The organism is Streptomyces sp. NPDC088354 (assembly GCF_044753585.1).
Classification (GTDB): Bacteria; Actinomycetota; Actinomycetes; order Streptomycetales; family Streptomycetaceae; genus Actinacidiphila.
The window spans coordinates 119,953-145,997 of record NZ_JBIVNJ010000013.1; the positions used below are offsets into that span (position 1 = coordinate 119,953).

The window sequence follows — 26,045 nt, forward strand, 5'->3', positions numbered from 1 at the left end:
CTCACCGCCTCTTGTAGGGGGCGTACGTCTGGGGGTTGCGGGCACCGGCCTTGAGGAAGCCGGCCTGAACGACGTCGACGAGCTGGCGCTCGGTCAGGACGCTGCCCTCCACCTGCACTGTGAGGTGGTTGTGGATCACGGACTGGCCGGCACCCGCCCCGGCTCCGACGGGCAGCGGCGACAGCCGGCCCCGGTTGAGGGCGAGGTCGTCGACCTTGCCCGCTGCGGTGACGCCTGCAGCCATGGCCTGCACGGAGCGGACGGCCTCGTGTGTGGATGCCGCGACGCCCTTGGCCAGGCCTTGGGGGATGAACTGGCCGAGGGCGGCGAAGACAGTCGAGGGTGACTTGATGCCGAGGGCCTTCTTGATCGCAGACTGCATCGCTTTCGCGATCTTCGTCATCTGCTTCTCGATGGCCTTCTGCTGGCTCTGCAGGCCCTTGACCAGGCCCTGAGCCGACCGGATGCCCGCGCCGTACATGGCGTCGGCGACGGCCGCGCCGGTCTTGTTCGCCTGGGTCTTCATCCCGGCCTGGAGTGCGTTGACCTCCTTGATCTGTCCGGCCGACGCGGCGGCGAGGGCCTGGGCGGTGGCGCCGCCGCCCTCGACGCCGGCGGTGGCGATCTGCTCGACGAGGTCGGAACGCAGGCCCTTCTTCCGCAGGGCGGTCAGGTTCTTCGCGAACGTGGCGGCCGCGGCCGCCTGGTCGCGCATCTTTTGCACGACGTCGAAGGAGTTGACCGCGCGGCCCTCGTCGGGGGACTCGGTGATGACCGAGATGCCCTGCATCAGGCCGCCGGCGATCTCGTCCCGCTTGGTCGTCCACTGCTTCTTGATGTCGGTGAGCTTCTTCTGTGCCGCCTTGAGCTTGGTAGCCACGCTGTCCCGGTGTTTGGCGAGGGACATGAGCAGCGAGTTGTCCTTGGCGACCAGGCGCTGCAGTGCCTTGTGCGACCCCCCGAAGTCCACCCAGAGGTCGCGGGCGAGGCGCTGGGTGGCCGTGCGCACTCGGGCGGTCGACGCGGTGAGGCCGTCGACCATGCCGTGCATGACCCACGCACCCAGGGCCTTGAACTTCTTCGAGGGGCTGGCGATCTGCAGCTCGTTCTTGAAGCCCTGCTGCATGGCGACGGCGGCGCCGACCGTCGCGCGCACGGCGCCGGCCTGTCCGGCGAGGATGCCGTCGGCCATGCCCTGCATGAGGGCCCGGCCGGAGTGGGTGGTGTAGCCACGACCGGAGAACGGGCCCTCGAGCGCGGGACTGTGCGGGAAGAGCCGGCCGACCGGTCCGAGGACCTTGAGCGCGGCGTCCTTTACAGACCCGGCCATCGAGCTGATGCCGTTCATGAAACCGCGGAGCAGCGCCCTGCCGGAGTCGTACAGGTACGTTCCGATTTTGCCGAGGGCGTCCCGGGCCTTCCCTGGCAGTTTCTTGATCCAGTCGAGGACGATTTTTCCGCCCGTGACCTGGGAGTTGTAGAACTTGCGCCAGGCGGTCGAGGCCAGGCGCCCCAGGGACGCTCCCAAGCCGGCCAGGAATCGCAGGACGCGGCCTGGCAGGTCGCCGACCCACTTGAGCAGGGACCTGCCGACGTTGACCGTGGCGTGGTAAGCGTCGGAGAAGCCCTTGCTGATCTTCTTCCAGTGGGTGACGATCCACGTCACGGCGATGCCGATGGGGCCGGTCAGGAAGCCGAGGATCTGCTTCCAGTGGGTCTTCACGAAGCCGATCACCGCGGTGACAAATTCGCCGGTCTTGGTCTTGATCGCGGTCCAGTGCTTGACGACCCATAGGACGGCCAGGCCGATCGGCCCGGCGAGCAGCGCGAGCAGTAGCGGCCAGTGCGTCTTCACGAAGTTGATCACCCAGGTGACCGCCGTGCCGATCGCGTGGAATGCCGCATCGACGATCCGCCGGAAGCCAGCGAAATGCGTGTAGGCGTAGATCAGTCCAGCGACCAGGGCAGCGATCGCGATGACGATCAACATGATCGGGTTGGCGTCCATCGCGACGTTGAGCGCCCACTGCGCGACGGCCGCGGCCTTCTCCGCGATCGTCGAGGCGATCAACGCCACCTTCTGCGCGACCCATGCGCCAGCCGCTCGCAGAGCGGACAGGGCCGATGCCGCCATGGCGCGGCTGGCACGGCCGATGGCGAGAGCGGCGCTCTTGGCTGCCGTGCCCACCGCGCGCATGCCGGAGGCGAGGCCGGACCAGGCTGCCTTCGCGCCGGTGGCCGCAGCGCGGCCGACCGCTCGGCCGAACGACGCCACGGCAGAGCCGGCCCGCTTCGCACCGGAAATCGTCGAGTTGAAAGCGGTGCGCAGCTTCCCGCCGAACGTGCCGGCACGGCCGCTGAATGCGCTCTCGGCGACCTGGGCAGAGCGGAAGCCCTGGACGACCCGCGCGCCCATGCGGACCCCGGCCGCGCCCATGCGGGCCATGGACGCGACGCCCCTGGCCGCAGAGAGGGCGAGCTTGGCGGCGTACGCCACGACCGACAGGGCGAGGACGCCGCCGATGACCGCCGCCAGCGCTACCGCGACGTTCTTGTGCCGGCCGAACCAGTCGACGATCGAAGTAACGACCGGGATCAACTTGGTCCCGATCTCAACCGCCAGAACGTGAAGGGTGGCCTTAGCCTTGGCGAGCCTGACGTTGAAGAGCTTCTGGGTCTGGTCCCATCCTTCGACGTCCTTGGTGGCGTGGTTGTAGGACTCCCGGATCTTGTCGACGCGGTGTCGGTAGCCTTCGGTGTTCTCGCCCGTGAGCTGCAGCGCGGTATTGAGACCGATTGCGCCGCCGAGCATTTTCCGCATGGCCTCGGTGTACGTCTGCGCTGCGGGGCCGCCCTTTTTCAACTCGTCCGCGAATCCATGCGAGCTCTTGAAAAGCGTTTTGAACTGCGCGCCCAACACCTGCTGGTCGGCAGGGAGTTTACCGATCGCCTTGGCGAACTGATTGGAAGTGAGGGATCCCTTTTCCAAGCCGTGGGCCAGGTCCTGAAGCTTGGGCGGCATCAGGGAAATCATCTTGTTCATGTTCTGCGTAGCGAACTTCGTGTTATTGAAGCTGCTGAGCAGAACCGTTCCGGACTTGCCCATCTTGCCGAGCACGGTCTTCGACAGCAGATCGAACGTGCCCGTCAGGCCCCGGCCGCCCTCCTCGACGTCCTTCATCTTGGTCGCCACGTCGGTCGACGAAAGGCCCAGTCGGGCCATCTCCTTGACCGCCACGGCGTTGGGCGAGGCGAGGGAGCGGATAGTGGAGGCCAGTTCCTGCGTGCCCTCGCGGGCACTGGTGCCGTGCTGCGTCAGCGTCGAAAGGGCGCCGGATACCTCAGAGAAACTGATTTTGTTGGCAGACGCGATCGGCAGGACCGTCGACAGCGAAGCAGCGAACTGCTCCATCGTCATTTTTCCTTCACCGGCTGCTGTCTTCATCGCATTCATGACCTGGACTGAGTCCTTGGCCTTGAGGTGATACGAGGCCATGACCGAGGTCATGGCGTTGGTGACGGATTCCAGTGAGGCATTTTCTTCTCGCGCACCCTGGGCTGCGGCCTTAAGAACTTTCAGGCCGTCAGCACCGCGAATCCCCGCCTTCTCGACCTGGTACATGCCCTCGGTCAAGTTCTCCAGCGGGTTGCCGGTTTCCTTGGAGATGTCGAGCAGGCCGGCCCGCACAACCTTGAGGCCGGCCATGGTCTCGCCGGCGGCCGTGTGGAGCACCATCGTTGAGGCTTCGAAGTCGCCGGCCATCTTCATGGAGGCGACGCCGACGCCGGCGCCGATGAGGCTGACGCTGCGGCCCATACGGGCCATGCCCGTTGCCACGGTGGCACCGGCGGCCCGCATGCCCGCCGCGGTGCCGTTGACCTGGGCACGGGCCTCGGCCATCGTCGCTCGGAGCTGGGTGATGTCGCCCAGCATCCGTACGACGACTGGGGGCAGGAGCCCTCCCCCGCCTCCACCGCCTCCGCTCATGTGGGACGCACCCCCTGTCTGTTTCCGGCAAGGGGGCATCGCCGAGCGGCGTGTCCCGTGGGTCAGTGCGCGGCGCCGCGCGCGAGCGCGGCCCGCCAGGCCGTGTGGTAGGTCCGGCTGATGGCGCCGCTGGCGATGAGTTGCTCGTAAGCGGGCTGGACGTACGGGCGCGGCGGCAGTTCGGCGCCGTGGCCGGCGGTGCCGCCGAGCTCCTGGATGCGGCCATAGACGGCCGTGGGGCCGACCTGGGCGAGCCACTTCCCGAAGCCGACAGGGATCGGCCCGACCACCTTGGTCGAGCGGCGCAGGGTGCCTGTGACCAGCGAGGGCGGCTCTCCCGGGGCGCTGGGGGTCGGTGTGCCCTTGGGATGGCTCGAGGTCGTGAGCATCTGCTTGATGCGGGCCTCGGCCAGGTGCGCGGCGTGTGCCGTCGCCAGGCGCGTCGCGCGCTCGAGGTCGTGCTCGAGCGCCACGAAGGCGCCGGTGAGTTGGGTGAGCCCGAGGACCTGTACGCCGCCACCGGACACCAGGCCCACCCCCTGTACTCAGCGGGCCTGGCGTTCGGCGTCGCGCTGCGCCTGCTCCCGGGCCTCTTCTCGGACCTCGTCGAAGAGCTGGGCGAGCTCGGGCAGCACCGTGTCCAGCCATGCCGGGAGCTCGTCGACCTGTGCCGGGGTCCACCGGTATCGCTCGGCGTACCAGGCGTACATCAGGCCGTCGTCCCAGACGGTGGGCGGGTGTTTGCCCGGGATGGGGCGTCCCTCCAGCCGAGCTCTTACTCGGCGGAGGGCTCGGTAGGGGACGCCGGGTCAGCGAGCTGCTCCGGGGTCGGCTCGGGGGCGCCGGGGAAGAGCAGCTTGTGCGCCGCCTTGACGAGCTCGTGCTCCTCGAGGGCGTTGCCATCCTCCATCGGCAGCATCTCGAGTGATTCGGCGGTGACCGGAAGCGGGAGCGAGTACGACCAGGCGGCGATGAGGACGGCGAGGACACCGTCCGCCATCTCGATCTGGGTGCCGAGGGTCAGCGCGCCGTCCTCGCTGATCTCGACCATGCGCAGAGCGCGCTTCTTGTCGCCGCGGCGGAGCTCGGCGGGGTCTCGGAGCTCGACCCAGGCGCCGGACGGCAGGCTGATTCGCTGGTTCACGTGGTTCTCCTGGTGAGGGTTGAGGGTTGGGGGCGGCGGCCTAGTAGGAGCCGGGGGCGACGTTGCAGGTCACGGAGACCTTGCAGGGGCTGTAGGAGCCGGAGCCGCCCGCATTCGTCGTGTTGAGGACGGCCTTGAAGGTGTTGCCGTACTCAACGGCGGTCTTGGAGCCGTCGGGCTCGGACTCGGTGAAGGCGGCCTGGGCGAAGTCGAATGTGACGCCGCCGGCGGCGTTGCCAGCCAGGCCGTTGGAGATCGCCAACTGCAACTGCGGCTGCGTGTTGTTGATCATGTAGAGGTACGGCGACTCGGACGCGGCGACGAAGTTGAGCTTGCCTTCGACCGTCAGGCCGGCGCGCTGGATGATGTACGGCGCCTGGATGCCGTTGCCCGTGAAGTACGGGTTGAGCTCGCGCTTGATGCTGATCTCGCCGTCGGTGACGGTCGGGATGAGCGTGCCGCCGGCTGCAGGGCCGCCGATGCCGACGGCCATGCGCCAGGACGCGATCGGTGCGACGGAGCCGGGGTTGGAGACCGGTGCGGAGCCGAGTGCAAGCGACGGGAAGGCGGTGGCCTTGGCGTCGAAGGTGAACAGGTCCGACTCGGCGTTCCACTTGAAGCCGAGCTCGGAGAAGCACGCGCCCGGGTACTGGCGCGCGCCGGACACGGCGGTCGGGCCGAGCATGTGGGTCAGCGTGTGCGACGGTGGCTGGCCCGAGCCGCTGTTGAGGAGCGACCAGGCATAGGTGTAGGGCCCGGTGACGGGCTGCACCGCCTGCGCGGAGGCGTGCTGGTAGGCCAGGCCCCCGGTCGGCGACGCCAGCGGAATCGTGTACGGCCCGGAGCCGGACGGGGTGCCGGTGGTGAAGACCTCGGCGGTGGCACCGGTGCCGATCTGGATGACGGTGCCGGACGGGATGGTCGCGGCGGTGGAGATGCTCGAGGCGCCCGGTGTCCCGGTCGCCGAGAGCGTGGTGCCGCCGGTGCCGGTGCTGGTTCCGGTGACAGCCAGGTCGCCCATGATGTTGCGGAGCATGTAGCCGAGGCCGTCGAGGAAGACGGGGCCACCGAGGTCGAGCTCACTGATCTGGGTGCCGGGGATCTGCGCGAAGCTGTCGGTGGCCATGGCGCCGCGCCAGGCCTTGTCCTCGAGGAACTTCGGGCTGTCCTTCGGCTTGAAGGAGTCGAGCAGCAGGGTGGCGGCCATGTTGACCGCCGTGCCCTGGCTGACTTCGGTGGCGATGCCGACGAATTGCTTGGCCGGGGCGAAGGTGGTGGGCACCGGGTTACTCCTTGCTGCTCAGGAGGCCGCCGGCGTTGTCCGCGGCCTGGTTCGGCTTCCGGCGGGTCTTGGCCCAGCGGCCGTCGGTCGGCGGCCCTTCGGGCCAGTCGAAGACAGTCGCGGCGCGCTCGGGAATCGCCGCCGTGGTCTCGGTGGCGGGTACTGCGGGCTGGTGCGGGTGGCAGGTCAGCGGGACGTGCGGGTACACACAGCCGATGCCGTGGACGTACTCGTAGACCCCGGGGCCCTGCTTCTCCGGGTCCTGCTCGGGCTCGTCGACGGCGGCGGCCTGGTCCTCGACGACGTCCTCGGGGTGCCCGTCGGCAGGTGTTGCCTCGGCGGCCCCGTCCTGGGGGGCCTTGGCGGTGGACTTGGGCATGTGGCCCTCCAGTGCGGGAATGGCGAAGGCCCCCGCGGTGGTGCGGGGGCCCGAGGTGGCGGTCGGGGCGGTCAGGCCTCGACGAACTCGACGGCGGCGAAGCGCATCGAGAAGTAGCCCTTGGTGAGCTCGGCCTTGGTCGAGGGCTGGGCGTACTCGAAGTCGAGGCCGTCGCCGCCGGCCGGGCCGCCCTCCTCGACGTGCTCGGCAGCCTGGAACACGGCGCCGCCGAGGGTGCGGTCGCGGCGCAGCCACTCCGCCAGGGCATCGCGCAGGGCATAGGCGTCGTCCTGGGCGTCCTCGGCGTACGCGGTGCGGGAGCGCAGGTACACGTTGAGGATGACCTCGTACACGATCTCTTTGATGCCGCCGTGCTCGCCGCCGACGGCGCGCCTCACCTCGTGACTGCGCGGGATCGCTACCACGATCTGGGAGCCGGTGCGGGCGCCGGGCTCCATGCCGAGGAAGTAGTCGGCCTGGTTCTCGTTCTTGGGCCAGCCGCGCCGGACGACGCCGACGCCCGGGACGGGCGAGCTCCGGTAGGTCCGGGTGGGCTGGTCGTAGTCGCCGCCGAAGTACCGGCAGATCCCGTCGTGAGTCGCAGTGATGGACACGGCGTCACCGGACCCTTCGGTACGAGGTGAGGGTGCGGCGGGCCTCAGCGAGCAGGCCCATGCCCTTGGTCCGGGTGTCCTCCGAGCGGGTGGAGGCGGCCTGGTTGTCGGGGTACTCGTCCTCGGCCGGGGAGTCCGGGCGCATGAGCTGGACGATGGTGTGCTGGACGACGGCCAGGCGCGCGTCTGCCGGGAGGCCGGAGAAGTCGTGCTCTGCGTCGTGGTCGTAGCGCAGCGGGCGGAGCAGGTCGATGACGGTGGGTTCGGGGGTCGTCGTCAGGGGCGGCGGGGTCCAGTCCGGGGAGACGATGACGGCCTCCTCGCGGGCGGGCTCCCAGATCCGGTATCGGCCGCCGGGCTCGATGCCCGTGGGGTCGTCGACGACCAGTTGCAGTGCGCCCTCGTTCGCGCCCTCGGTGAGGAGCGTGACGGCGAAGCCGGCCTCGTAGGTCATCTGGGCGTAGATGGTGCCGCCGGCGACCGGGGAGCCGAACTGCAGGCTGCCGGACCAGCCGACCGAGCCGTTGTTCGCGATGGACGCGACGATGTTGGCGTCCTGCTCGATCCACACCGTGGGGTTTTCGAGGGTGGTGAGCGCGGTCTCGTTCCACCCGTACCCGACGCTGCCGACGCGCCTGACGGGCGTGTTGTCGGCATGGATGGTCAGCCGGCCGTCCCGGTTGAGGAGCGTGCGCTCCCGCTGGGTCACGACGTGTGCGGCCAGGGGCTGGTCGCACTCGTCGTCGGCCCATTGGCTGGCGGTGAGCAGGCGGTTGGTGAGCTCCGCGGTCTGCGCCTCCGGGTCGCTGGTCGCGCCGAGGTTGAGGCCTTCGGTGTCCAGATAGGTGGGGTGCGCGCGGAAACTGGCCGCGGAGACGTACGGGATGACGGCCACGGCTCACCTCCAGAGGGTTGCGGGTGGTCAGGCGTCGGGGGCGGGGCGGGTCCAGGTCCCGTGCTCGCAGCCGACGGCGGTGACGGTGTCGCGCCAGCCCTGGGGGAAGCATTGGGGGCAGGGGCGTTCGGCGGGCTCGTCGCTGCCCTCGTCGGCCTTGGGCGCGTCGTCGTCGCCCGGGTCAGGCGTCGGCTCGGTGCTCTCCGTGGCCGGGGCGGGCGCCGGGGTCTCCTCGGCCGGCGCGGGCGCCGGGGTCTCCTCGGCCGGGGCCTTGGCGGCGGTCTTCTTCGCAGCAGCAGCCATGGCAGCTACTCCTTCTCGCAGGTGCTCCCGCAGCGGGAGCAGGTACGGACGAACGATCCGAATGAGCAGGTGGGGCAGCGGTAGCCGCCGCGGGTACGGCCGCCGAGGTTGGCGGCGAATGCGCCGTACTCGCGCAGCGCGCGCTCGTGCTGGGGGTTGTCGACGGTGACGGTGCCGTCACGGCCGGCGGTGTACGAGGTGACGGAGCCGGTCTGGGCTCCCTGGATGTCGATGCCGCGGACGGCGCCGTCGGGCAGGCAGAGGCGGGCCATGACGAGCTCCTGTGAGGGTGGGAGGGGAACGCCATGGGGCGCCCTCGGCCGGTGGCCGGGGGCGCCCCATGTGCGCGGTGATCAGGCCTTCTTGATGCCGGTGATGGCACCGTTCCAGGCCGGGGCGTAGCAGAGGAGAGCGCCCATCCAGTAGCTCGAGGACTCGAAGGCGAACTGAGTCACGGGCCAGTCGACCCCGAGCAGGTCCTGCACGTTGAAGACGGACCACACGTCGCTGACCTCGGAGTCCGGGAGCGGCAGGGTGTCGGAGATGATCGGGGCGTTGCCCTGCGGCATCCAGGGGTGGACCTCGACGGCGACGCCCTTGCCCGTGACCTCGTTGATGATCGTGTTGACGACGTCGCCGAGGGTCACGCCAGTGAGCTGGTCCTGCGTGATCGTCATGCGGTAGTTGCTGGACGAGTTGGTCTTGAGCGCGTCCGAGAGCTGCTTGCGGTCCGAGCCGTTGAGCAGGGTCCGGTCGGGGTCGGCCTTGACCGCGTCGTACAGGGCGGCGAAGGCCGTCTGCCACTCGCTGCCGGGGTTGGTGTTGGAGAGGACCGCGTTGAGGCGGTTGACGTACCCGGAGTCGGGACCGGTGCAGATCGGCAGGATGCCGTCGTAGCCGTTGGTGTAGGCGGTGGTGTCGGCGGTGATGGTCGACGCCGCGACGCCGGACGTCGGGAGCGCGCCCTGCAGGGTGAAGGTGTTGTAGCCGACGCGGCCGGCGTACCAGCGGGAGGCGTCGCCGGGGTCGGATGCGCCGGTCGAGACGTACACGCGGACGCCGGTGGCGCCTGCTGGCAGGACGCAGGTGACGTCAACGACCTGGCCGGCAGTAACGCCGACGTTGGCCGCGGTGCTGAGGACCGACTGCCCGAAGTCGCCGGCGTCGCTGGTGACCTTGACGTAGACGTTGGTGGTGAAGCCGGACAGCGCGACCTCGCTGCCCGCTGCGGTGCGGGCGGTCAGGGCGACGCCCGTCGGCGCGGCGACGGCGCCGAGGAAGCCTCGGCCGCTGGTACCGCGGCCCATGAGGAGCATGCGCTCCTCGAGCAGCATGCTCGAGTAGAGCAGGCTGGTGCGGGAGAGCTGGCGGACGTCCTGGTAGCCCTGGCCCGCGTACTGCGCGCTCCACGTGACGGCGTCCGACACGCTGAACTGCGAGTAGGCCACGGTCTTGTCGTAGCCCGCGTACGAGATCTTCGGGCCGCGCGCGTAGTACAGGGCGTTGCTCGCACCGGACGGCGCGAAGTTGGTCTGGGTCGTGTCGCCGATACCAGGGTGGATGTTGGCGACGCCACCAGTAGCAGTACCAGTGAAGCCAGAGATGACCTTGAACTGGTGCGACAGACCGATGCCCTTCTTACGGGGCAGGCGGTTGCGCAGCGGCGTCGGCCGCGGCGTGAGCATCTTCGCCGGGGCCTCGAGGTCGTAGGCGACCAGGCCGGTACCGATCGGCGAGGACGGCGTGATGTCCTTCATGAGGTCCGGCTGCTCGGCCTTGAGCGCCTCGAGGGCGCTGGTGACCGAGGCGAGCGCGTCGGAGGACATGGCCTTGGCGATGTCCGGGCCGTCGAGGGCCTTGGTGAGGGCCTCGAAGGCGTTGCCCGGCCGGGCGCCGAAGTCGATGCCGCGTCCCTCGCCGAAGGCCTGCGCGACCTCGCTGGCGCCGACGTGGCGCGTCGGCAGGGAGTCGATGGTGGCCATGAGCTCGTCGAAGCGGCGCGAGACTTCGGCCTTGGACAGTTCCGGGGCCTCCGGGGAGTACCCGAAGAGGGTCTGAGCCTTGGGCAGAGGCATTGCCCTGCTCCTCTCGTGGAAACGGCCCCGCGCGGGGGCCGGGTTGTACGTGTCAGGGGGTGGGGAGAGCCCGCTGGGTCAGGCGTCGGCCTTCGCCAGGAGCTCGCGGCGGCGCTCGAGGTAGCCGTCCCGCAGGTCGCGGTCCGAGCACTGGTCGGCCTTGGTCTGCAGCTCGGCGGCCTCGGCGCGGAGCAGGTCCGCGTCGCTCTTGCGGGCCGACTGCGCCTGTGCCGCTGTCCGGGTCAGCGCGGGGCCGCCCGGTGCCGGGAGGGCTCGGAGCTCTTCGATCGTCTGCTGCGCCTTCGTCAGCTCGCCCTCGAGCGCGGTGATGCGCTCCTCTGCGGGCTTGCCGGCCTCTGCGAGGGCGGACTTCACGAGCTCGGCCACATCGGCCTTGGTGAGGGCCTCGGCCGGGGCCTCTGGGGCTACGGCCTCGGGGGTCTGGGGTGCGGGGGCCACGGGAGCGGCCTCCGGGGCGGCCTCGTCGGCCTTGGCGGTGTCCGCGGTGTCGGACAGGCACATGTCGCCGTCGTTCGCTGCAGCGGCGCTGCGGATGAACCACCGCAGGCTGCGGATGGCATCGAGGAGTAGGCCGATCTGGTTGGCCTTGCTCAGGTCGCCGCCGGCGAGGGTCTCGGCCTCGCCAACGATGAGCTTGGCGATGCAGGCGATGGCCTGCTGGCTGTCGGTGATCTCACCGTCGCTGTCGCCCTCACCGCCGTCGGTGGTGTCGGCCTCTTCCATGTCGTCGCCCTTGACGAGGGCCGGGACCAGGGCGCGGACGTCGCGCAGGATCTCCTCGGCCTTCGTCACTACTGCGGCGGCCGCGGCCTCGTCGGGGCCGTCCGCCTTGTCGGCCGTGGCCGTTCCGTCGGCGTTCCAGTTCTCGGGCACCATGCCCTCCAATCCGAGGGCCTTGGCCCGCTTGATGATGTGGCGTCGGATGGCGTCGTGATCGGCGCCTCCGCGGCCGACCGCGCGGATTGCCTTGCGCAAGTCGCCCTTGCTGGTGATCGGGTAGGAGCCGTCGGGCATCGCTGCTCCGGCGGCCGCGGCCTTCTTCCGGCCGCCGGCCGGAAGGTCCGCCTTCCGTAGTTCGGCGGCCACGCCCTCGGCGACCAGGCCCCGGATCATGTCCTCGCTGACCGGACCGCCGGTGACGGTGATCTGCAGCGTCGGCGAGGCGACGGCCAGCTCGTCGGTCTTGTCGGTCGTGACGGCGGTGCCCGCGGCCGCAAGGGCGGTGAGCGCGTTCTTCACGACGTCGGGGAGCTGCTCGTACGTCTCGGCGGGGATGCCGAAGGCTTCGGCGTCGGTCTTCTCGACGACGGTGGCGGCGTCGACGACCTCGAGCTCACCGCCGCCGCCGTCGGCCTTGGCGAGCTCGAAGAGCGTGGTGGGGTTGCAGGGCCGGTCGACGACGGACACTTCGATGATGTCGCCGCCGACGACCTCGCCGCCGGGGGCGTCGGCCTTCCCCATCTTGATCTTCGGGCTCTTGATGCCGACCGAGAAGCCCTTCAAGACGCCGTGCTTGACCTTGAGGCAGGCGACGGGGTCGACGATGTGCGCGGCCAGGAGGTGCGCATCGTTCTCGCCCTTGGTGAGGCCGACGCCGACGCCCACGGCGCGCTTCGCGTCGTGCTGCTCGCGGACGTTGGCGCCCTCGGCGAACCAGGCCGGCATCGCGGTGTCGAGCCAGTCGGCGTTGAGACGCTGCTGCGCACGGTCAAGGTCGGGTGAGGCGGCCGGTCCGTAGACCATGACGGTGCCGTCGTCCTGCTCCTCGGTCCGGGTGATCGGCGCCCACGCGTAGGTGAGCTCTCGGGGCATTGGCTGCTCCTTCCGTGAGCGCGCTGGTGGGGTCATGTGCCGAGGTCCTCGGGGAGGAGGGCGCAGCGGCAGGAGGGGTGGGCAGGCGGGTACTGCTGCCCGCTGGGGAAGGAGTCGCCCATGCCGATGGCTCCGGCGGACTCGTTGTTCATGCAGATTGGGCAGACTCGCTGGTCGACGGCGGTGAGCCAGGACTTCTGGCGGACGCCGTTGGCCCGGTAGGTGTTGAGCGATGCGGCGGACACGCCGCGAGCGATCTCGGTGACCGCGATGCGCTCGGCCCAGGCCGGGTCGGTGAGCAGGTGCTCGATGCCCCGGCCGAGGGTGTCGGCGGAGTCGCCGCGCTCCAGGCCGTCGGACAGGGTCTTGGCGAGGCGGTCCATGCGGTTGGCGGCGACGTGGCGGATGGTGATGCCGGCGTCGTCGTGGAGGGTCTGCAGGCCGTTGGTGGCGCCGTTGGCGTTGACCAGGCGGGCTGCGTCGGGGTCGCCGGGCTTCCAGGTGGACCAGTCCACGCGGGTGTCGCCGGCGAGGACCGCGGTCGAGGAGCGCTCGCCGATGACGTAGCCGTCGGTCCGCATGCCGTGGATGGAGACGAGGGCGTCCGGCATGCGGATGCCCTGTGCGCCGAGCCAGCCGGCGGCGTCGTGCTGCGGCTGCGCTTGCTGCTCGTCGCCGCCGCCCATGTGCTCGACGTCGCCGAGGTCTGGTTCGTCGGCCTTGACGACGATGCCGCGCTGGGCGATCCATCGCTCGGCCAGGGCGCGGGGGTCGACGAGGCCCCGCATGGCCTCGATCAGGATGGCCTTCCAGTAGGCGGCGGCGCGGAGGTCGGCCTGCCAGCCGGGCCAGTCCCGGACCCGGTCAACGTCGGCCGGGGCCGGTGCTTTTGGGCCGGTGGCCTCACCGCCCTCGGCGAACAGGACGAGCTCCTGATTGACGTCGGGGGCGTCGGCCTTGGTGACGACGGAGAAGCGGAACGGGCGTCGAGGCTGCGGGTTGCGGCGGGCCCAGCGGCGGAATGCGGCGAGCTCGGCCTTGACCGCCTCCGGCCTGCCGCCTTCTTCCTGCTCGTCCTGGTCCTCGTCGTCGTCCTCGGGCTCCTCCTCGTCGGCGTCGTCCTCGTCGGCGTCGGGGTTCTCCCGGGCGGGCTTCGCCGGGCCGATGACCGTGCCAGGCTCGGCCTGGGCGGAGGCGCCCTCGAGGAAGACGACGCCCTTGGTGGTGACCAGCATCGGCATGTCCGCCTCGGGGAAGTCGTACCGCGGCTTGCCGGCGTCGTCCCGGGACTCGTTGAGGGTCATCCGGCCGGTCTTCATCCGGGCCTCGTTGACCGCGTCGGCGGCAGCCTCGTCCTCCTCTTCCAGACCGAGGAAGCGGAACTCGAGGTCGCGTGGCATGCCGAGGTGGGTGCGCAGGACGTCGGTGACGAACTCCTGCAGCCACCGCGTGGTCGGCAGCGTGCCCTTGCGGTGCTGGACGGAGGCCTGACCCTCGTGCCACCCGGTGCTGCCGAGGCCTCCCTGCTCGGTGAAGCCGAGCTCCGCCATGGTGGTGTCGAAGTGCGCGGCCAAAAGCTTGATCAGGAAGAGGTCGTACTCGGGCTTGTACCGCTCGGACGCGTCGGTCTGGGTCTCGAGCTCCATGCCGGGCGGCAGGATGCGCAGGCGGTGCCGGGCGCCCGCGGCGCCGTAGGCATCGTTGAGGAAGGTCTCGTACTCCTTGAGCTGGGCCGGGGTCCAGCCGGAGTTGCCGTTGTTGCGGACCAGGCCGGTGGGGACGGTGCCCTCGGTGTACTCGGCGCGGATCCACTGGCGGCGCTTGAGCCAGGTGTCGAGGTCCTCGAGGGCCTGCTCGACCGCGCTGTACCCGTAGATGGTGTGGGAGCGGACGTTGCGGCGACGGTAGACGAGCTGGTCGGAGCCGTAGCCGTTGAGGATCTCGCCGTGCTCGTCGGTGTCGGCGACGAACTCCCCGCGCGGGAAACCCCACAAGAGCTGCTGGTAGGCAGCGTTCGGCGGGAGGGGTCGGCCGCCGCGGTGGTCGCGGAGCGGCTTGATGGTGGAGCTGTCGAGGACCTCGAGCGCGAACAGGTCGCCGCCGTACGTCTTCCTTGGGTAGAGCGCCACCGCGTCGAGGACTAGGTGGTCCTCGAGAATCTTCCCGAGCCAATCGGTGGTCGTCTCGCCCTGGCCGCGGTCGGGCTTCTCCATGAACTCCATGGCCCGGGTGATTTCCGGGCTCAACTTGTCGCGGAGCGCCTGCACGATCTTGTGGTCCGGCACTTCCTCGCCGGCCTCGGCCTGGGCACGCTCGATGGCCTTCTCGGTCAGGGTGATGGTCCAGCCCAGAGAGGAGACCTCGGCCTTACGGATCTCGATGCAGCGGCGGGGCAGGCCTCCGGCTTCGGACGCGTCCCGCAAGACCTTCCAGGGGATGAGCCGGTCGTTGATCCCAGGGAGGTTGGAAGTGACCGGGTACTCGTTGAAGCGGGGCTCGGGGCGGCCGCTGTCCGGGCGCGGCGGGTCGATGGCCGCGGGGATGAGGGGGACGCCCGGGCCGAACGCCACGGCCGGGTCGGTGCGGGGCAGCGGCGGGAACACGCCGGTGACCTGACCGCCGGCGCGGACGGACGAGAGCAGGGCCGCGACCTGCTCGGTGGTGAACGTCCCGCCCGCGGTCGAGGCGGTGATGGCCTTGTTCAGCTGCCGGGTACGGCTGCGGCCTGGCTTGCGGCCCACGGCACCCCCCTCACGATCGTGGTGGACGGGTCAGATGCCGGCGGCGACGAACAGGCCACCGGCGCAGAGCTCCTGGTGTGCGGCGCGTTCCTTGAGGGCCTCGGCGAAGGCCTCGGGGCTCGGGCTCTGGACCAGCCATCGGCGGGTACAGGCGCGGCCGCGCTCGGGGCGGGCGTTGCACCACAGGACGCGGAAGTGAGCCTGCGGGGTGTGGACGGGGCAGCGGGGCGCGAAGCCGGGCAAGCGCAGTGCGAGGCGAGGACGCACGGGAACTCCGAGGGTGAGGGGGTCAGGCGGCGTTGTTGTACTCGCGGAGCCAGTCCATGGCCTGGTCGACGCCGCCCGGCGGGGTGAAGAACGCGAGGATGAGCGCGTCGGCGTTGTCCGGGGAGCGGCCAAGCCTTTTCTTGGTCTCGTCCTTGGGCTCGACGACGATGCGGCCCGCGCTGTCGGTGGTGTACTTCGGGGCGGTGAGCTGGGTGACCAGCCGCTCGCGGTCCATCTCCTCGAGCTGGGACAGGTCCCAGGCGCCGTCTTCCGAGAGCTGCCGGCCGATCTCCCACCAGACCTGCGACCGCAGCCGCGGGAAGCGGTCGGGGTCGCTGCTCTTGTTGGACACGTTGACCGGGATGATCGAAGCGGAGTGGATGCCCTCCTGGCGCTTCTCCAGGAGGTTGCCGGCGATGCCCCAGCCGATGCCGATGGAGTCGATCTTCACGGCGGACGGCTTGACGAGGTGGATGACCTCGAGGACCTTGCGCGCGGCCTTGACCGGGTCTTTCTCCCGGAAGTGCCACTCTCGGCCGACGACCATGCCGCGGCGTTCCCGGATGACGGTCTCGTCGCCGCCGGCGCCCATGTCGACGCCGAGCTCTACCGGGTTCTGCTGCTCCGGCGGGCGGGTCTCCTCGCGGGGGGCGTGGCACTTGCGGATAGCGGAGAGCCGTACGACGCCGTCCTCGGCGTCGTTGGGGAACTCCCCCAAGACCTTGGAGATGTAGGTCGGGGAGTCCTCGCCGAACTCCTCGCGCATCTCGTCGACGTAGTCCTGGCCGACGAGCATCGGCCGGAGGCTGTCGGGGACCTCCTCCCCCGTGAAGTTGGGGGTGTCGAAGGTCGAGATGTGGATGGTGTTCCAGCGGGAGTCGGGCTGGCAGACCCGGGCGAAGTGCGAGGAGGGGTCGTCGGGGTTGCCGATGGCGAGGATCCGGCAGTGCTCACCGGTCGCGATCGACATGGCGGCGGTCCAGAACTGCTTGTTGATGCCGCACGCCTCATCCAAGATCACCAACACGTACTTGGCGTGGATGCCCTGGAAGGCATGCGGATTGTAGTCGGACGGCTTGCGGCCGAAGGCGATGAGCCGCTTGCCCAGCTTCCAATCGGTCTCGTTGATGCGGCCGATGAACGAGGTACCGCGGCCCTGGGCCTTGGTCCAGGCACCGTTGATCTCGGCCCAGAGGATGGCCTTGACCTGGTCGCCGGTCGGCGCGGTGGTGACCACGCGGGCCTCGCCCGGCGGGTGGGTGTCCAGCCACCAGCACACCAGCCGGGACGCGTTGAAGGACTTACCGGAGCCGTGGCAGGAGTGGACGGCGGTGAGGCGGTTGTCGCGGACGGACTCGGCGATGTCGATCTGCTTGGACCACAGATGTTCGCCGAGCTTGTCGTGGGCCCACAGGCCGGGTTCGTTGGCGTACCGGCCTGCCTGCTCCTCGCGCTCCGCGGCCGCGTCGAGCCGGGCGGCGGCGAGCGCGAGAGCGTCCATGTAGGCCGCCTACTCGACCGCCCGCAGGTGCCGGGCCGCAACGGCCTTGGCCGCGGTGGCGGCCTGGCCGGTGACGCCGGCGTGCGTGAGCGCGGCTTCGATGGCGCCGATCACGACGGTGGCCTGCTGCTCGCTGATGGCCGCCAGCCGCTCGTCGATCCGGAGCCGGCCGATGGTGCCGAGGACGTTGACGCACCGGTCCATAGCCCGCTCGTACAGGGCGACCTCGGAGCGGAGCTGCTCGGCGTTCTTGTCGTCGGTGTACCGGATCCGCTCGAGCATGTTGACGCGCTCGGCGAGGGCGTCTTTCCAGGCGACGACCTGGCCGGCAAGCTCGGAGAGCGCGGTCAGCGGGTTGTCGACGGGCGGGACGTCGAGGACCGCCAGGGCGCGGCGGGTCTCTTCCTCGACGCGGGCCTCGTTGACACGGCGCTCGCCGGCGGCCAGGTTCTGCGGGGCCTTCCCGCCGTGGACGCGGCAGACCTTCTGGCCCTTGAGCGCCCACTGCTTGCACTGCTCCCCTCCGCCGCCCTTCCTCTTCGCAGTGCAGCGCCGCTTAGCGGTGGGCTTCTGCAGATTGCCGGTGCGGTTGGCCATCACCGGCCTCCGGGCTGCCAGTGATCGGGCAGTACGGTCTCGGCCGGGAGCCCCGGGGCAACCTCGGCCGGAGGCTTCTCCGGCACGCAGTCACAGTTCGGCAGGTCCGCCTCGTTCGGCGCGGTGCAACTGCTCGCGTGGACCAGGGCCGCCGCTTCCAGCGTGATGGCGTGCGGGCCACAGGAGTGGACAGGGCGGAGGATGTCGCCGCGGTCCCACAGCGGCCGGAACTGCAGGGCCGGTTCTGCCGGGTCGGCCAGGAGTCGGCGCTCGGCGCGGCGGGACAGCTCGTCACGCTCGTAGTCGGCGTACTCCTCGTCCGTGAGGCGTCGGTTCCAATGCACGATGGCCGGCGCGCCGCACAGGATGCATCGTGGGCCGTTGGGGGCCGCGGGTGCGGGGACGGGGCTGGGCGGGATGATGAGGGTGGTGTCCACGCCGGTGCCTCCTTCTTTTGTCAGTTGACGGTGAGCTGGCCGACCTGCAGGACGGGTTGCTCGGGACTGTCGTGGATGCGGATCCACATGACGTACCGGCCCTTGGGGAGCGTCACGGCTCCGGCGGGGCCGACGAGGACCTGCGCCCGGTAGGCGCCGGTGCCGGGGACGGGCTCGGTGCCGTCCCAACTGCCCACGTACCAGGTGTCGGGCTGGCCGCCGAGCGGCGTAAAGGCGAACTCGACGAAGTCGCCGCTGGGGTTGAAGGGCTGGCCTTCGACGGTCGCTGTGACCTCGGCCTGGACGTACTGCAGCGACAGGACTGAGAGGGACAGCACTCTGACCCCCATCCATGGATGTGATCGCGTGTATCAACTTGGTCAATCTGGACCCTTAGTTGCACCTTCGAGCAACCATGGACCATTTCTTGAGGTACATCCTTTTTCATGACAATCAATGGTCAAGCCGCCGAGGGCGCTCCGGCGGGCGACACCCCCGCCGTTTCTGTGAGTGACTGGTTAAAGAAGGTTCTCGAGATCGCGGGCCTACTCATCACCGTGGCGGGCTTCTTCGGGTTGACCAGCCTGCCAGTGCCTCGATCCGCAATCGTCCTTGTTCCGTGGGGCATCGCCGTTCTGCTGGCGCTGCGCTTGCCTAGGCTCGTCCCGCAGGGGCGCCTCGCTCTCATCACCGTCGTTGGCTCCTTGTGCCTGATCGCATCTGTAGCGGTGCACATCTCCGAAGACAGTGGTCATGTAACCGATGCGGACGCGGTCAGGTGGCTGCAGGACGGACTGGATCGACCTTCCGCGGGGACAATCGGGCCGTGCCTCAACGTGAAAGGTAAAGGCCCCATCCCCAACGATTCACAGGTGTGGGTCACCAACCTCAACGCCACATCAGATGGCCAAGAAGCAGAGGCAGACACCACGAAGGGCTTCCTCAACTGGCGAGCTGCCCATCGAGTTCCGGGCACGGAGAGAGACTGGGAGACCGGGCGCTTTGGTATTGGCAGCGCAGACGACGCCGGCAAACGGTTCTACGTCTACGTCTACGTCGTACCCAAGTCCTCGACGGTGGGGATGGATGATGCGTCACACGCCAATCGAAGCGAACTCCCAGCTGGTGCTGTTGAGATCGGACGCTTTCCCGTGACGCGCAGCCCTGCCCGTGGCGCCTGCAGCTAGGGCAACCGTGTCCACCTGCCGCCAATAAGGCGCGTGATCCAGCGCCCGGCCGTCGCCTGGATGACATGCCACCGGCCGGGTCGCTGTTGGACCACCCACCGCGGCTCCGCCGGGACGTTGGTGTCCCAGCGGAGGATCGGGCCGGTGACGCGGAGGGTGATGTCGCGGATGACGCCGTGCCGGAACTCGTACGAGATGGCCGCCGCGGTGGCCGTGGCGGCCTCAAGGGCGCGGGTGTAGAGGCGGCCGGAACGGACGTGTCCGGTGGCGACGACGGTGGCCCGGTAGGCGCCGAGGACGGTGCGCCGTGCGCGTCGGGCCGTGATGGTGGCGGTGGCCGCGCGGGGTAGCGCGGCCCGGCGGCGCAGGCCTGCGTCAGCGGCCGCGGTGGCCTCGAGGACCAGGCGCACGGCGCCGGTGAACGCTGCGGCGGCCGCCGTCGTGGCGGTGGCGGCCACGGCCTGGGTGATGAGGCGCCGGACGCCGCCGCTCGAGGTCACGGCCGCTCGAGCGGACAGGCTGGCAGCACGGCCGGTCGTCCCCTCGGTGAGGCCGTCGGCGTGCTGCAGGAGCCCTGCGGCCCGGGTGAGCGTCCCGGTGACGCCGAGCACCGCGGCGAGGGCCGCGCCGGTGGTGCGGCGCGTGGTCGCCGCGGTGGCGACGGCCGCGGCGCGGGTCATGGCCGCCGTACGGGCTGTGCGGCCGGTCGTGGTCGCGGTCGCGGCCCGGACGAGGACGGCCGCGCGCCGTACGCCGCCGGTGCTGCTGGTGGCGGCGCTGGCGGTCAGGCCGCTGGTGCGGCGCGCCGCGGCGGCCACGGCTTCGGTCGCGGCGGCGGCGAGAGCCGTAGCGCGCGCGGTGGTTGTGGACAGGGTGACGGTCGCGGTGAGGAACACACCGCGGATGACCTGTCCGACCGAAGCGGTGGCCGTCGCGGAGACAGTGGCGGCCAGGACGCGGAGGAACGAGTGCCCGGAGGTCTGCGTCCCCGTGAGGGTCACGCCGGTGGCCCGGGTCAGGGCGGTGCTGCGTGCGGCGCGGACGGTGGCGGTGACGGTGGTGGTGAAGCGCAGCAGCGTGGAGCGGGCGGTGCGGCCGGTGACGGTGACCGTGGCGGTCAGGATGGCGGCCGCGGTGCGGGCCCTGCTCGCCGTGGTGGTGGTCGTGGTGGCGTAGGCGAGGCCTGCGCTGCGGCGGATGCCAGCCGTGGCGGTCACGGCCGTGGCGGCGGTGAAGACGGCGACGCGGCGGATTCCGGCCGTGGTCGTGGCGGCCGCGGCTCGGGCCATGCCGAGGGCGCGGACGGCGGCCGCGGCGGCCGAGCTGGTGGCCGTGCGGGTGAGCTGGGCGCGGCGGGTCATGGCGGCGGCCGCGGTGGCGGTGCTAGAGCGGCTCAGGGCCGTCGTGCGGGTCGTGCTGCCGGTGACTGTGGCGATGGCGGCGAGGACGATGGCCGCTCCTCGGCCGAGGACGACCGCGGCCGCGGTGCCGGCGGTTACGCCGGCGCGGACGGCCAGTTGCCGGACGACGCCGGCGCCGGCGGTTGTTGACGTCTGCCTGGCAACGCTCGTGGCGCGGACAGTGCCGACTGTCGTGGTGGCGGTCGCGGTGCGGCCGAGGAGGCTGCTGCGCCTGGTCGTGGTGCTGCTCGAGGCCGTCGCGGTCACGGTGACGGCGAAGGCGCGGCGGAGCGCGGCGGCGGCGGACGCGGTGGTGGTGCGGGGTAGCGACGTGGAGCGCCGGGCGGCCGGGGTGGCCGTGGCGAGGACGGCCAGGACGCCGAGGACGGTGGCGCGGACGGCCACGGCGACCGTGCTGACGGTCGCCACGGCGGCCAGTGTGGTCGCGCGCCGTACCGCGCTGGTGGTGGTCGCCGCGGCGGTGCGGGTCATGCCGGCCGCGCGGCGTACCGCCCCGATCGTCGTGCTGGTGGCCGCGCGGGCGAGGAGCGGGGTCCGCTGGATGCCGGTGCTCGTGCCGGTCGTGGCGGACCGGGCGAGGGCGGTGGCGCGCTGGGCGACGACGACCGCGGTGAGGAGGGCGGAGCGGGCCAGGGCGCCGCGGCGGTTGTTCGCGGCCGCCGTCGTGGCGGTGGCGAGGCGCTGCACGAGCGCGGCACGCCCCGTGCCGCCGGTCAGAGCGGCGGTCGCCGACGCTGACACCGGGATGACGACCGGTGCGGGGACGTACTCGACGAGGAGCCAGAGGGTGGAGACGCGGCGAGTCGTGCTCTGGGAGACGTTGGTGCGGTAGCCGATCTGGGCCGCGTTGAGCTTGGTCGTGGTCCAGGCGCCGCCGGCCTGCGGGTCGGTGTAGGAGGTCAGCTGGTACGGGCGGATCGTGTTGTTCGTGTGCGTGGCGAACGTCGTGAGGTTCACCGGCACGGAAGCGGACTCGACGACCGTGCCCGAGGCCTGTGACTTGAGGCGGTAGACGATGCTCGCGGTGGTCGTCGCGTTGCTGCCGACGCGGCCGCCGACGGCCACCAGGGAGATCGTGTCGGACGCGCCGATGCCAGCCGACGCAGCGGACGCCAGGTTGAAGTCATCCTGGTTCGTGGTGCCTGTCGCCGTGGTGGCGTTGTAGCTCGTGGCGTCGTTGGGCGTGACCTCGTTGACCCTAGTGAAGTTGTTCGCGGTCCCAGAGGTGCCGCCCACGGCGGTCGCCCAGACGTTGGCGTCGCCAGCCGAGTCGGGGCGCAGGTGGACGACGTTGCCGGCCCCGGGCAAGCCGGTCTGCGCGGTGCCGGTGTTGTCATTGACGGCGATGTCGTCGATGTAGAGGTCACAGGTCGTGGACCCCGCGACGACGTCGGTGAACGCGCCGACGCGGATGACCGGGGCCTCGAAGCCGGTGAAGCCTGCTCCGGCCACGGCGCCGGAGAAGTCGGTCCCGTCGAGGTAGCAGTGCTGGACGTCGTTGACGCCGTCGAAGTCCATCTCGACCCGGTACCACTGGCCGGTGTTGAGGGTGGCTGAGGAGCCGCCCACATAGGTGTGGGTGGTGCCGGAGCCGGTAGACGTCCGCAGGGTGCCGTTGGTTTGCAGAAAGAGACGGGGCGACCGGCCGGGCGAGCCGAGGCCGTCGCAGCTCGCCATGATGATCGTGTCGACGCTCGGCATCGTCGCCACGTACAGGTACATCCGGTAGAACACACGCCGGGCGGCGACCGAACCGAACTGGTGCGAGATGTACTGCACCGTGGCCGACGGGTTGAAGCGCATCGAAGCGGCGCCCGCCCGCTTGATGGTGGTGGAGACCGTCGGCGCGCTCGTCGAGGCCTCGGAGAACTCGATGCCGCCGGTGGCCGACTGCAGTTCAAATCCGCACGTCCACAGGCGTGCCACGGCAGGCCCCCTGTCAGGGTCAGGAGAACTTAGTGGTCAGGGTGTAGGAGACCTGGTCGCCGGAGGAGAGGGTCTGGGCGCCGTGGTCGGCGTGGAAGAACAGGCTGCCGTTCGTCACGTTGGTGACGCCGGGGATGTTGCCGCCGGTGACGGTGTCGCCGGACGCAATGGTGGAGATCGCGGCGGAGCCGTTCTGCGCGCGGGTGACCGTCAGGGTGTTGGTGCTGATGCCCGTGATCTTCAGGACCTCGGTGCGGACCTGGATGTACTGGTTGGTCGAGAAGTTCGCGCCGTTGGCGACGACCAGCGTGGTCGCCGAGTTGGAGCCGATGACGGCGGAGCCTGCCTGGACGCTGTCGACGGCGGTGGGCTTCGAGGCGGAGTCGGAGAGGGCGACCTCGGAGATCGTCTGCCCGCTGCCCGCGGTGAAGGTTCCGGTGACCTGGTAGGTGTCGTTCGGCGTGGTCCCCGTGACGAGGGACGACGTGCCGGCGACGCGGGACTCTGTGGCCTCCTTGAAGAGGGCCACGTCGGTGACGGCGGCGGTCAGGCCGGCGGGGTTGTTGCCCCAGGCGAGGTTGAGCGGCTCCGCCTGGGTCGGCGAAGATCCGCGCATGCGGCCAGCGATGATCTCGCGGCCCTTGCTGGTGATGACGGCGCCCATCAGGTCCTCCTTCGGCGGTTGGATCGGGCGATACGACGGTTGGCGAGCCGGCGGCCGACGAGTTGCCACCAGGCCTGGCGGACCGGGTTGCGGTACTGGGCGGAGACGACGCCCTGGTCCTCGACGGTGCCGTCGGCCCTGGTGATGACCATGTGGAGCTCGGTGGATAGCGGGACGTCCGCGCGGCCGGCGCTCATTCTGGCTCCCCCGCCGCGGCCTGTCGGCGGCGCTTGGCTTCCTCGGCTCTGACCTCGGCGAGGCACTCGGTGTAGCGACGGCCGCTGGCGGCCTGAAGTTCGCGGGCGCGCTGCTTGGTCGTTGGGCTGTTCTTCGGCACGTGCTGCTCCTCGTCTACGGCGCGGGCCCGCCGGCGGGCAACGGCCGCGGCCTGGCCGCAGTACCGCTCCTTGGGCGGCCCGTCGAGCACGTAGGTGACGAAGGCGCGCTTCTTGCGGCGGCCGTCCGCCCGGCTCATCCGCGAGTCCCTGAGAGGTCGAGGCGCTGGCGCAGGAGCTCGTGACGGATCTCGTCCCGGACGACGTCACGGAACCCGTGGGGTGGCTGCTCGGGCCAGTGCCACGTCCCGCCGCGGCGTACGCCCTCGCTGTGCTGGCAGGCGGTGTGGAAGAACTGCCCGGTGGGGTTGAGCACGGTGCAAGCGATGGCCTCCGGCTCCCAGACCTGGTGGAGGGTGCGGGTGGTGCCCTCGTCGTCGGTGTCGGTCCGCTTGGTGACCCACTGGCCGACCTCGCTTACCAGGGCGGTCCGACAGACGGAGCCGAAGCGGCCGTCGGCTGATCCGTACGCCTGGTAGTGGACGGTGTCACCTAGGACCGGCGTCCTGCCCATCGCTCACCCCCAGGTGCTCGTCGACGTGCGCGTGGACCGGCGACAGGTCGGCGGCGAGGACGAGCGTGATCGCACCATCAGGGGCCGGAACGACCGGCCTCTCCGGCATCCGGAGCGTGAGCGGGACGCGGAGTTCCACGTCGCATTCAGGGCATTGGACGAGGTATGCGCCGGCTGCGGCCATCAGGCACCGGACCTTGGCGGCCAGGACCAGTTGCCGTTCTGATCGCCGAGGTGCCGGGAGGTCGCCCAGTACAGGTCGGAGCCGTCGAGATGGACGTGGAGGCTGCAGGCGGCCTTCGGGGTCTCGCCCCAGACGCGGACGATGGTCGCGGGGTACTGTTCGCCGGCCCGGACAGGGTTGCCTCGGGCGTTCTTCTCGTCGCGCTCTCGGCTGATGGCGCGGACGTCGTCGGCTGACAGCCGGTACAGGACCGTGCTGCCGAGGGGCGGGGCTGCCGGGGGCGGGTGGAAGATCAAAGGCTCGGACATGTGGAGGGTTCTCCTGGGACGGGGCCGCGCAGACGTCGCGCGCGGCAGTTGACCAAGCAGCGAATGTGACGTTTTCCCTGCAACGTGACTTGTCGCGGCATAAGTTACGTGTCCTTAGGAGGGCGTCATGACGACCACACTTTCCAAGGGCGGCAATGCCTCACTTCCCGGCAACGCGTGCCGGGTGACCATCACCACTGCCACAGGGGGCATCGACGTATGTGCCGTGCTCCTGTCCGAGGCAGGCAAGGTGCGCACCGACGACGATCTGGTCTTCTACAACCATCCCGCCCAGGACGGCGTCGCCCTGGACGGGCAGTCCATCAGAACGGATCTCGCAGCGCTCCCGTCCACAGTGGATAGGGTCGCTATCGTCGCCAGCGTCGATCCACAGCGCAAGAACACGCACTTCCATGCAGACAACACTCCGCAAGCGGTCATCGACTGCGGAAACGCTCGGCTCACCTTCACGCCCCCTCCGTTCATTCACGAAGAGACCGTTGCAGTGCTGGTCGAGATCTACCGACGCGCGCAGCAATGGAAAGTTCGGGCTGTCGGCCAGGGTTGGGATACCGGACTTGCGGGTCTGGCGACGGACTTCGGAGTGGTTGTTGACGACGACGCGCACACCACACCGGCAGCCACTACATCCTCCTCCGACCTGCCGGCAACTGGCGCCGCGTCGGCCATTAGCCTCGAAAAGGTCCAACAGTCGGCACCAGGGCTCGTAAGCCTCTATAAGGCCGCGAAAGTCAGCTTGACCAAGAATGGAATCATTGGCCAGCGCGCAGCCGTTTACCTAGTTTTGGATCATTCTGCGAGCATGACCGGCTTCTACAGAGACGGCACCATGCAGCATCTCGCCGAACAGTCTCTCGGCCTCTCAGCAAACCTGGATGACGACGGCACCGTACCTCTGGTGGTCTTCTCGCATCAGGTTGATCTAGTGTCCGACGTCAGCCTCACCAACTACGCGGGACGCATCGATGCCCTCCACAAGAAACTCGAGTGGGGTGGCACGTGTTTCGCACCCGCCATGAGCGCCGTCATTAATCACTACAGAAGGACTCGCTCAACCGACCCCGCCTTCGTCATCTTCCAGACCGACGGAGATCCGTTTGATCGAGAGGAAACGCGAGCCCTCCTACGCGCATCCAGCAAACTACCGATCTTCTGGCAGTTCGTTGGCTTTGGCCTGAGTCGCGACCTGCGTTTTCTCCGCAGCCTAGACACACTTGGTGGACGCGCAGTAGACAATGCCGGGTACTTCGGAGCCGGTCAAAACCCTAAAGCGCGCTCGGACGCCGCCTTGTACGACCGCCTCATGAAAGAGTTTCCAGACTGGCTCAGGGTCGCACGTAACGCAGGAATTCTTCGCTAGGCCCGCGACGTTCCCGCGCGGGTCCGCTCACGCTATGTACCGCGATCCAGGGTCGGTTAGCCCGCTGCC

At 69.9% G+C, this 26,045-nt stretch carries 26 protein-coding genes; 2 read left to right on the top strand and 24 right to left on the bottom strand.

Annotated elements, in window-relative coordinates; all coding sequences use genetic code 11:
- Nucleotide 1 precedes the first annotated feature (1 nt).
- The 18 genes from ACIP98_RS20880 to ACIP98_RS20965 form a co-directional block, all read right to left on the bottom strand.
- Nucleotides 2-3,934: a phage tail tape measure protein gene (locus tag ACIP98_RS20880; protein ID WP_401977260.1), complete on the bottom strand. Its 3,933-nt coding sequence runs from the start codon at nucleotides 3,932-3,934 to the stop codon at nucleotides 2-4.
- Between the two features lie 116 nt (nucleotides 3,935-4,050).
- Complete coding sequence (locus ACIP98_RS20885; RefSeq protein ID WP_401977262.1) at nucleotides 4,051-4,515, bottom strand: hypothetical protein; 465 nt, start codon at nucleotides 4,513-4,515, stop codon at nucleotides 4,051-4,053.
- A gap of 18 nt (nucleotides 4,516-4,533) precedes the next feature.
- Nucleotides 4,534-4,698, bottom strand: coding sequence for a hypothetical protein (locus ACIP98_RS20890; RefSeq protein ID WP_401977264.1), 165 nt, complete (start codon nucleotides 4,696-4,698; stop codon nucleotides 4,534-4,536).
- A 65-nt stretch (nucleotides 4,699-4,763) separates the two neighbouring features.
- Nucleotides 4,764-5,132, bottom strand: a complete 369-nt coding sequence (locus ACIP98_RS20895; RefSeq protein WP_401977266.1) for a hypothetical protein — start codon at nucleotides 5,130-5,132, stop codon at nucleotides 4,764-4,766.
- A gap of 40 nt (nucleotides 5,133-5,172) precedes the next feature.
- Nucleotides 5,173-6,414, bottom strand: coding sequence for a hypothetical protein (locus tag ACIP98_RS20900; protein ID WP_401977268.1), 1,242 nt, complete (start codon nucleotides 6,412-6,414; stop codon nucleotides 5,173-5,175).
- Between the two features lie 4 nt (nucleotides 6,415-6,418).
- A complete protein-coding gene (locus ACIP98_RS20905; RefSeq protein ID WP_401977269.1) occupies nucleotides 6,419-6,793 on the bottom strand; it encodes a hypothetical protein in 375 nt (124 codons plus the stop codon).
- 71 nt (nucleotides 6,794-6,864) lie between these two features.
- Entirely contained in the window at nucleotides 6,865-7,407 is a 543-nt protein-coding gene (locus ACIP98_RS20910; protein ID WP_401977270.1) for a hypothetical protein, read from the bottom strand.
- 4 nt (nucleotides 7,408-7,411) lie between these two features.
- On the bottom strand, nucleotides 7,412-8,302 hold the full coding sequence (locus ACIP98_RS20915) for a hypothetical protein (protein WP_401977272.1): 891 nt from the start codon (nucleotides 8,300-8,302) through the stop codon (nucleotides 7,412-7,414).
- 27 nt (nucleotides 8,303-8,329) lie between these two features.
- Nucleotides 8,330-8,605: a hypothetical protein gene (locus ACIP98_RS20920; RefSeq protein ID WP_401977273.1), complete on the bottom strand. Its 276-nt coding sequence runs from the start codon at nucleotides 8,603-8,605 to the stop codon at nucleotides 8,330-8,332.
- Between the two features lie 5 nt (nucleotides 8,606-8,610).
- Nucleotides 8,611-8,877: a hypothetical protein gene (locus ACIP98_RS20925; protein WP_401977275.1), complete on the bottom strand. Its 267-nt coding sequence runs from the start codon at nucleotides 8,875-8,877 to the stop codon at nucleotides 8,611-8,613.
- 81 nt (nucleotides 8,878-8,958) lie between these two features.
- Nucleotides 8,959-10,680 (bottom strand): hypothetical protein, encoded by a 1,722-nt coding sequence (locus ACIP98_RS20930; protein ID WP_401977276.1) that lies wholly within the window; start codon nucleotides 10,678-10,680, stop codon nucleotides 8,959-8,961.
- 78 nt (nucleotides 10,681-10,758) lie between these two features.
- On the bottom strand, nucleotides 10,759-12,513 hold the full coding sequence (locus tag ACIP98_RS20935) for a hypothetical protein (RefSeq protein WP_401977277.1): 1,755 nt from the start codon (nucleotides 12,511-12,513) through the stop codon (nucleotides 10,759-10,761).
- Nucleotides 12,514-12,545: 32 nt separating this feature from the next.
- Nucleotides 12,546-15,254 carry a phage portal protein gene (locus tag ACIP98_RS20940; RefSeq protein WP_401977279.1) on the bottom strand — a complete coding sequence of 903 codons (2,709 nt, stop codon included), beginning with the start codon at nucleotides 15,252-15,254 and terminating at the stop codon, nucleotides 12,546-12,548.
- 30 nt (nucleotides 15,255-15,284) lie between these two features.
- Nucleotides 15,285-15,521 carry a hypothetical protein gene (locus tag ACIP98_RS20945; RefSeq protein ID WP_401977281.1) on the bottom strand — a complete coding sequence of 79 codons (237 nt, stop codon included), beginning with the start codon at nucleotides 15,519-15,521 and terminating at the stop codon, nucleotides 15,285-15,287.
- Nucleotides 15,522-15,543: 22 nt separating this feature from the next.
- The gene (locus ACIP98_RS20950) at nucleotides 15,544-17,022 is read right to left on the bottom strand and encodes a hypothetical protein (protein ID WP_401977283.1); all 1,479 of its coding nucleotides are present in this window, start codon (nucleotides 17,020-17,022) and stop codon (nucleotides 15,544-15,546) included.
- Nucleotides 17,023-17,031: 9 nt separating this feature from the next.
- Entirely contained in the window at nucleotides 17,032-17,619 is a 588-nt protein-coding gene (locus ACIP98_RS20955) for a hypothetical protein (protein WP_401977284.1), read from the bottom strand.
- Complete coding sequence (locus ACIP98_RS20960; RefSeq protein ID WP_401977286.1) at nucleotides 17,619-18,056, bottom strand: hypothetical protein; 438 nt, start codon at nucleotides 18,054-18,056, stop codon at nucleotides 17,619-17,621. Before ACIP98_RS20960 ends, ACIP98_RS20955 begins: the two co-directional genes overlap by 1 nt.
- Nucleotides 18,057-18,076: 20 nt before the next feature.
- Entirely contained in the window at nucleotides 18,077-18,394 is a 318-nt protein-coding gene (locus ACIP98_RS20965; protein WP_401977287.1) for a hypothetical protein, read from the bottom strand.
- 108 nt (nucleotides 18,395-18,502) lie between these two features.
- On the opposite strand from ACIP98_RS20965, the gene ACIP98_RS20970 reads away from it, so the two are divergent.
- Entirely contained in the window at nucleotides 18,503-19,243 is a 741-nt protein-coding gene (locus ACIP98_RS20970) for a hypothetical protein (RefSeq protein WP_401977288.1), read from the top strand.
- Here the strand turns inward: ACIP98_RS20970 and ACIP98_RS20975 are convergent.
- From ACIP98_RS20975 to ACIP98_RS21000, 6 genes are all read right to left on the bottom strand, one after another.
- Entirely contained in the window at nucleotides 19,240-22,590 is a 3,351-nt protein-coding gene (locus tag ACIP98_RS20975; RefSeq protein WP_401977289.1) for a hypothetical protein, read from the bottom strand. The two genes, ACIP98_RS20970 and ACIP98_RS20975, sit on opposite strands and share 4 nt — an antisense overlap.
- A gap of 19 nt (nucleotides 22,591-22,609) precedes the next feature.
- Nucleotides 22,610-23,254: a hypothetical protein gene (locus ACIP98_RS20980; protein ID WP_401977291.1), complete on the bottom strand. Its 645-nt coding sequence runs from the start codon at nucleotides 23,252-23,254 to the stop codon at nucleotides 22,610-22,612.
- Entirely contained in the window at nucleotides 23,254-23,451 is a 198-nt protein-coding gene (locus tag ACIP98_RS20985) for a hypothetical protein (protein ID WP_401977292.1), read from the bottom strand. Before ACIP98_RS20985 ends, ACIP98_RS20980 begins: the two co-directional genes overlap by 1 nt.
- Nucleotides 23,448-23,729: a hypothetical protein gene (locus tag ACIP98_RS20990; RefSeq protein WP_401977294.1), complete on the bottom strand. Its 282-nt coding sequence runs from the start codon at nucleotides 23,727-23,729 to the stop codon at nucleotides 23,448-23,450. Before ACIP98_RS20990 ends, ACIP98_RS20985 begins: the two co-directional genes overlap by 4 nt.
- On the bottom strand, nucleotides 23,726-24,103 hold the full coding sequence (locus tag ACIP98_RS20995) for a hypothetical protein (RefSeq protein WP_401977295.1): 378 nt from the start codon (nucleotides 24,101-24,103) through the stop codon (nucleotides 23,726-23,728). The genes ACIP98_RS20990 and ACIP98_RS20995 overlap by 4 nt, the downstream gene beginning before the upstream one ends.
- 183 nt (nucleotides 24,104-24,286) lie before the next feature.
- Nucleotides 24,287-24,595 (bottom strand): hypothetical protein, encoded by a 309-nt coding sequence (locus tag ACIP98_RS21000; protein WP_401977297.1) that lies wholly within the window; start codon nucleotides 24,593-24,595, stop codon nucleotides 24,287-24,289.
- Nucleotides 24,596-24,722: 127 nt separating this feature from the next.
- Between ACIP98_RS21000 and ACIP98_RS21005 the strand changes: the two genes are divergently transcribed.
- Nucleotides 24,723-25,976, top strand: a complete 1,254-nt coding sequence (locus ACIP98_RS21005) for a VWA domain-containing protein (RefSeq protein ID WP_401977298.1) — start codon at nucleotides 24,723-24,725, stop codon at nucleotides 25,974-25,976.
- The last annotated feature ends 69 nt before the right edge of the window (nucleotides 25,977-26,045 follow it).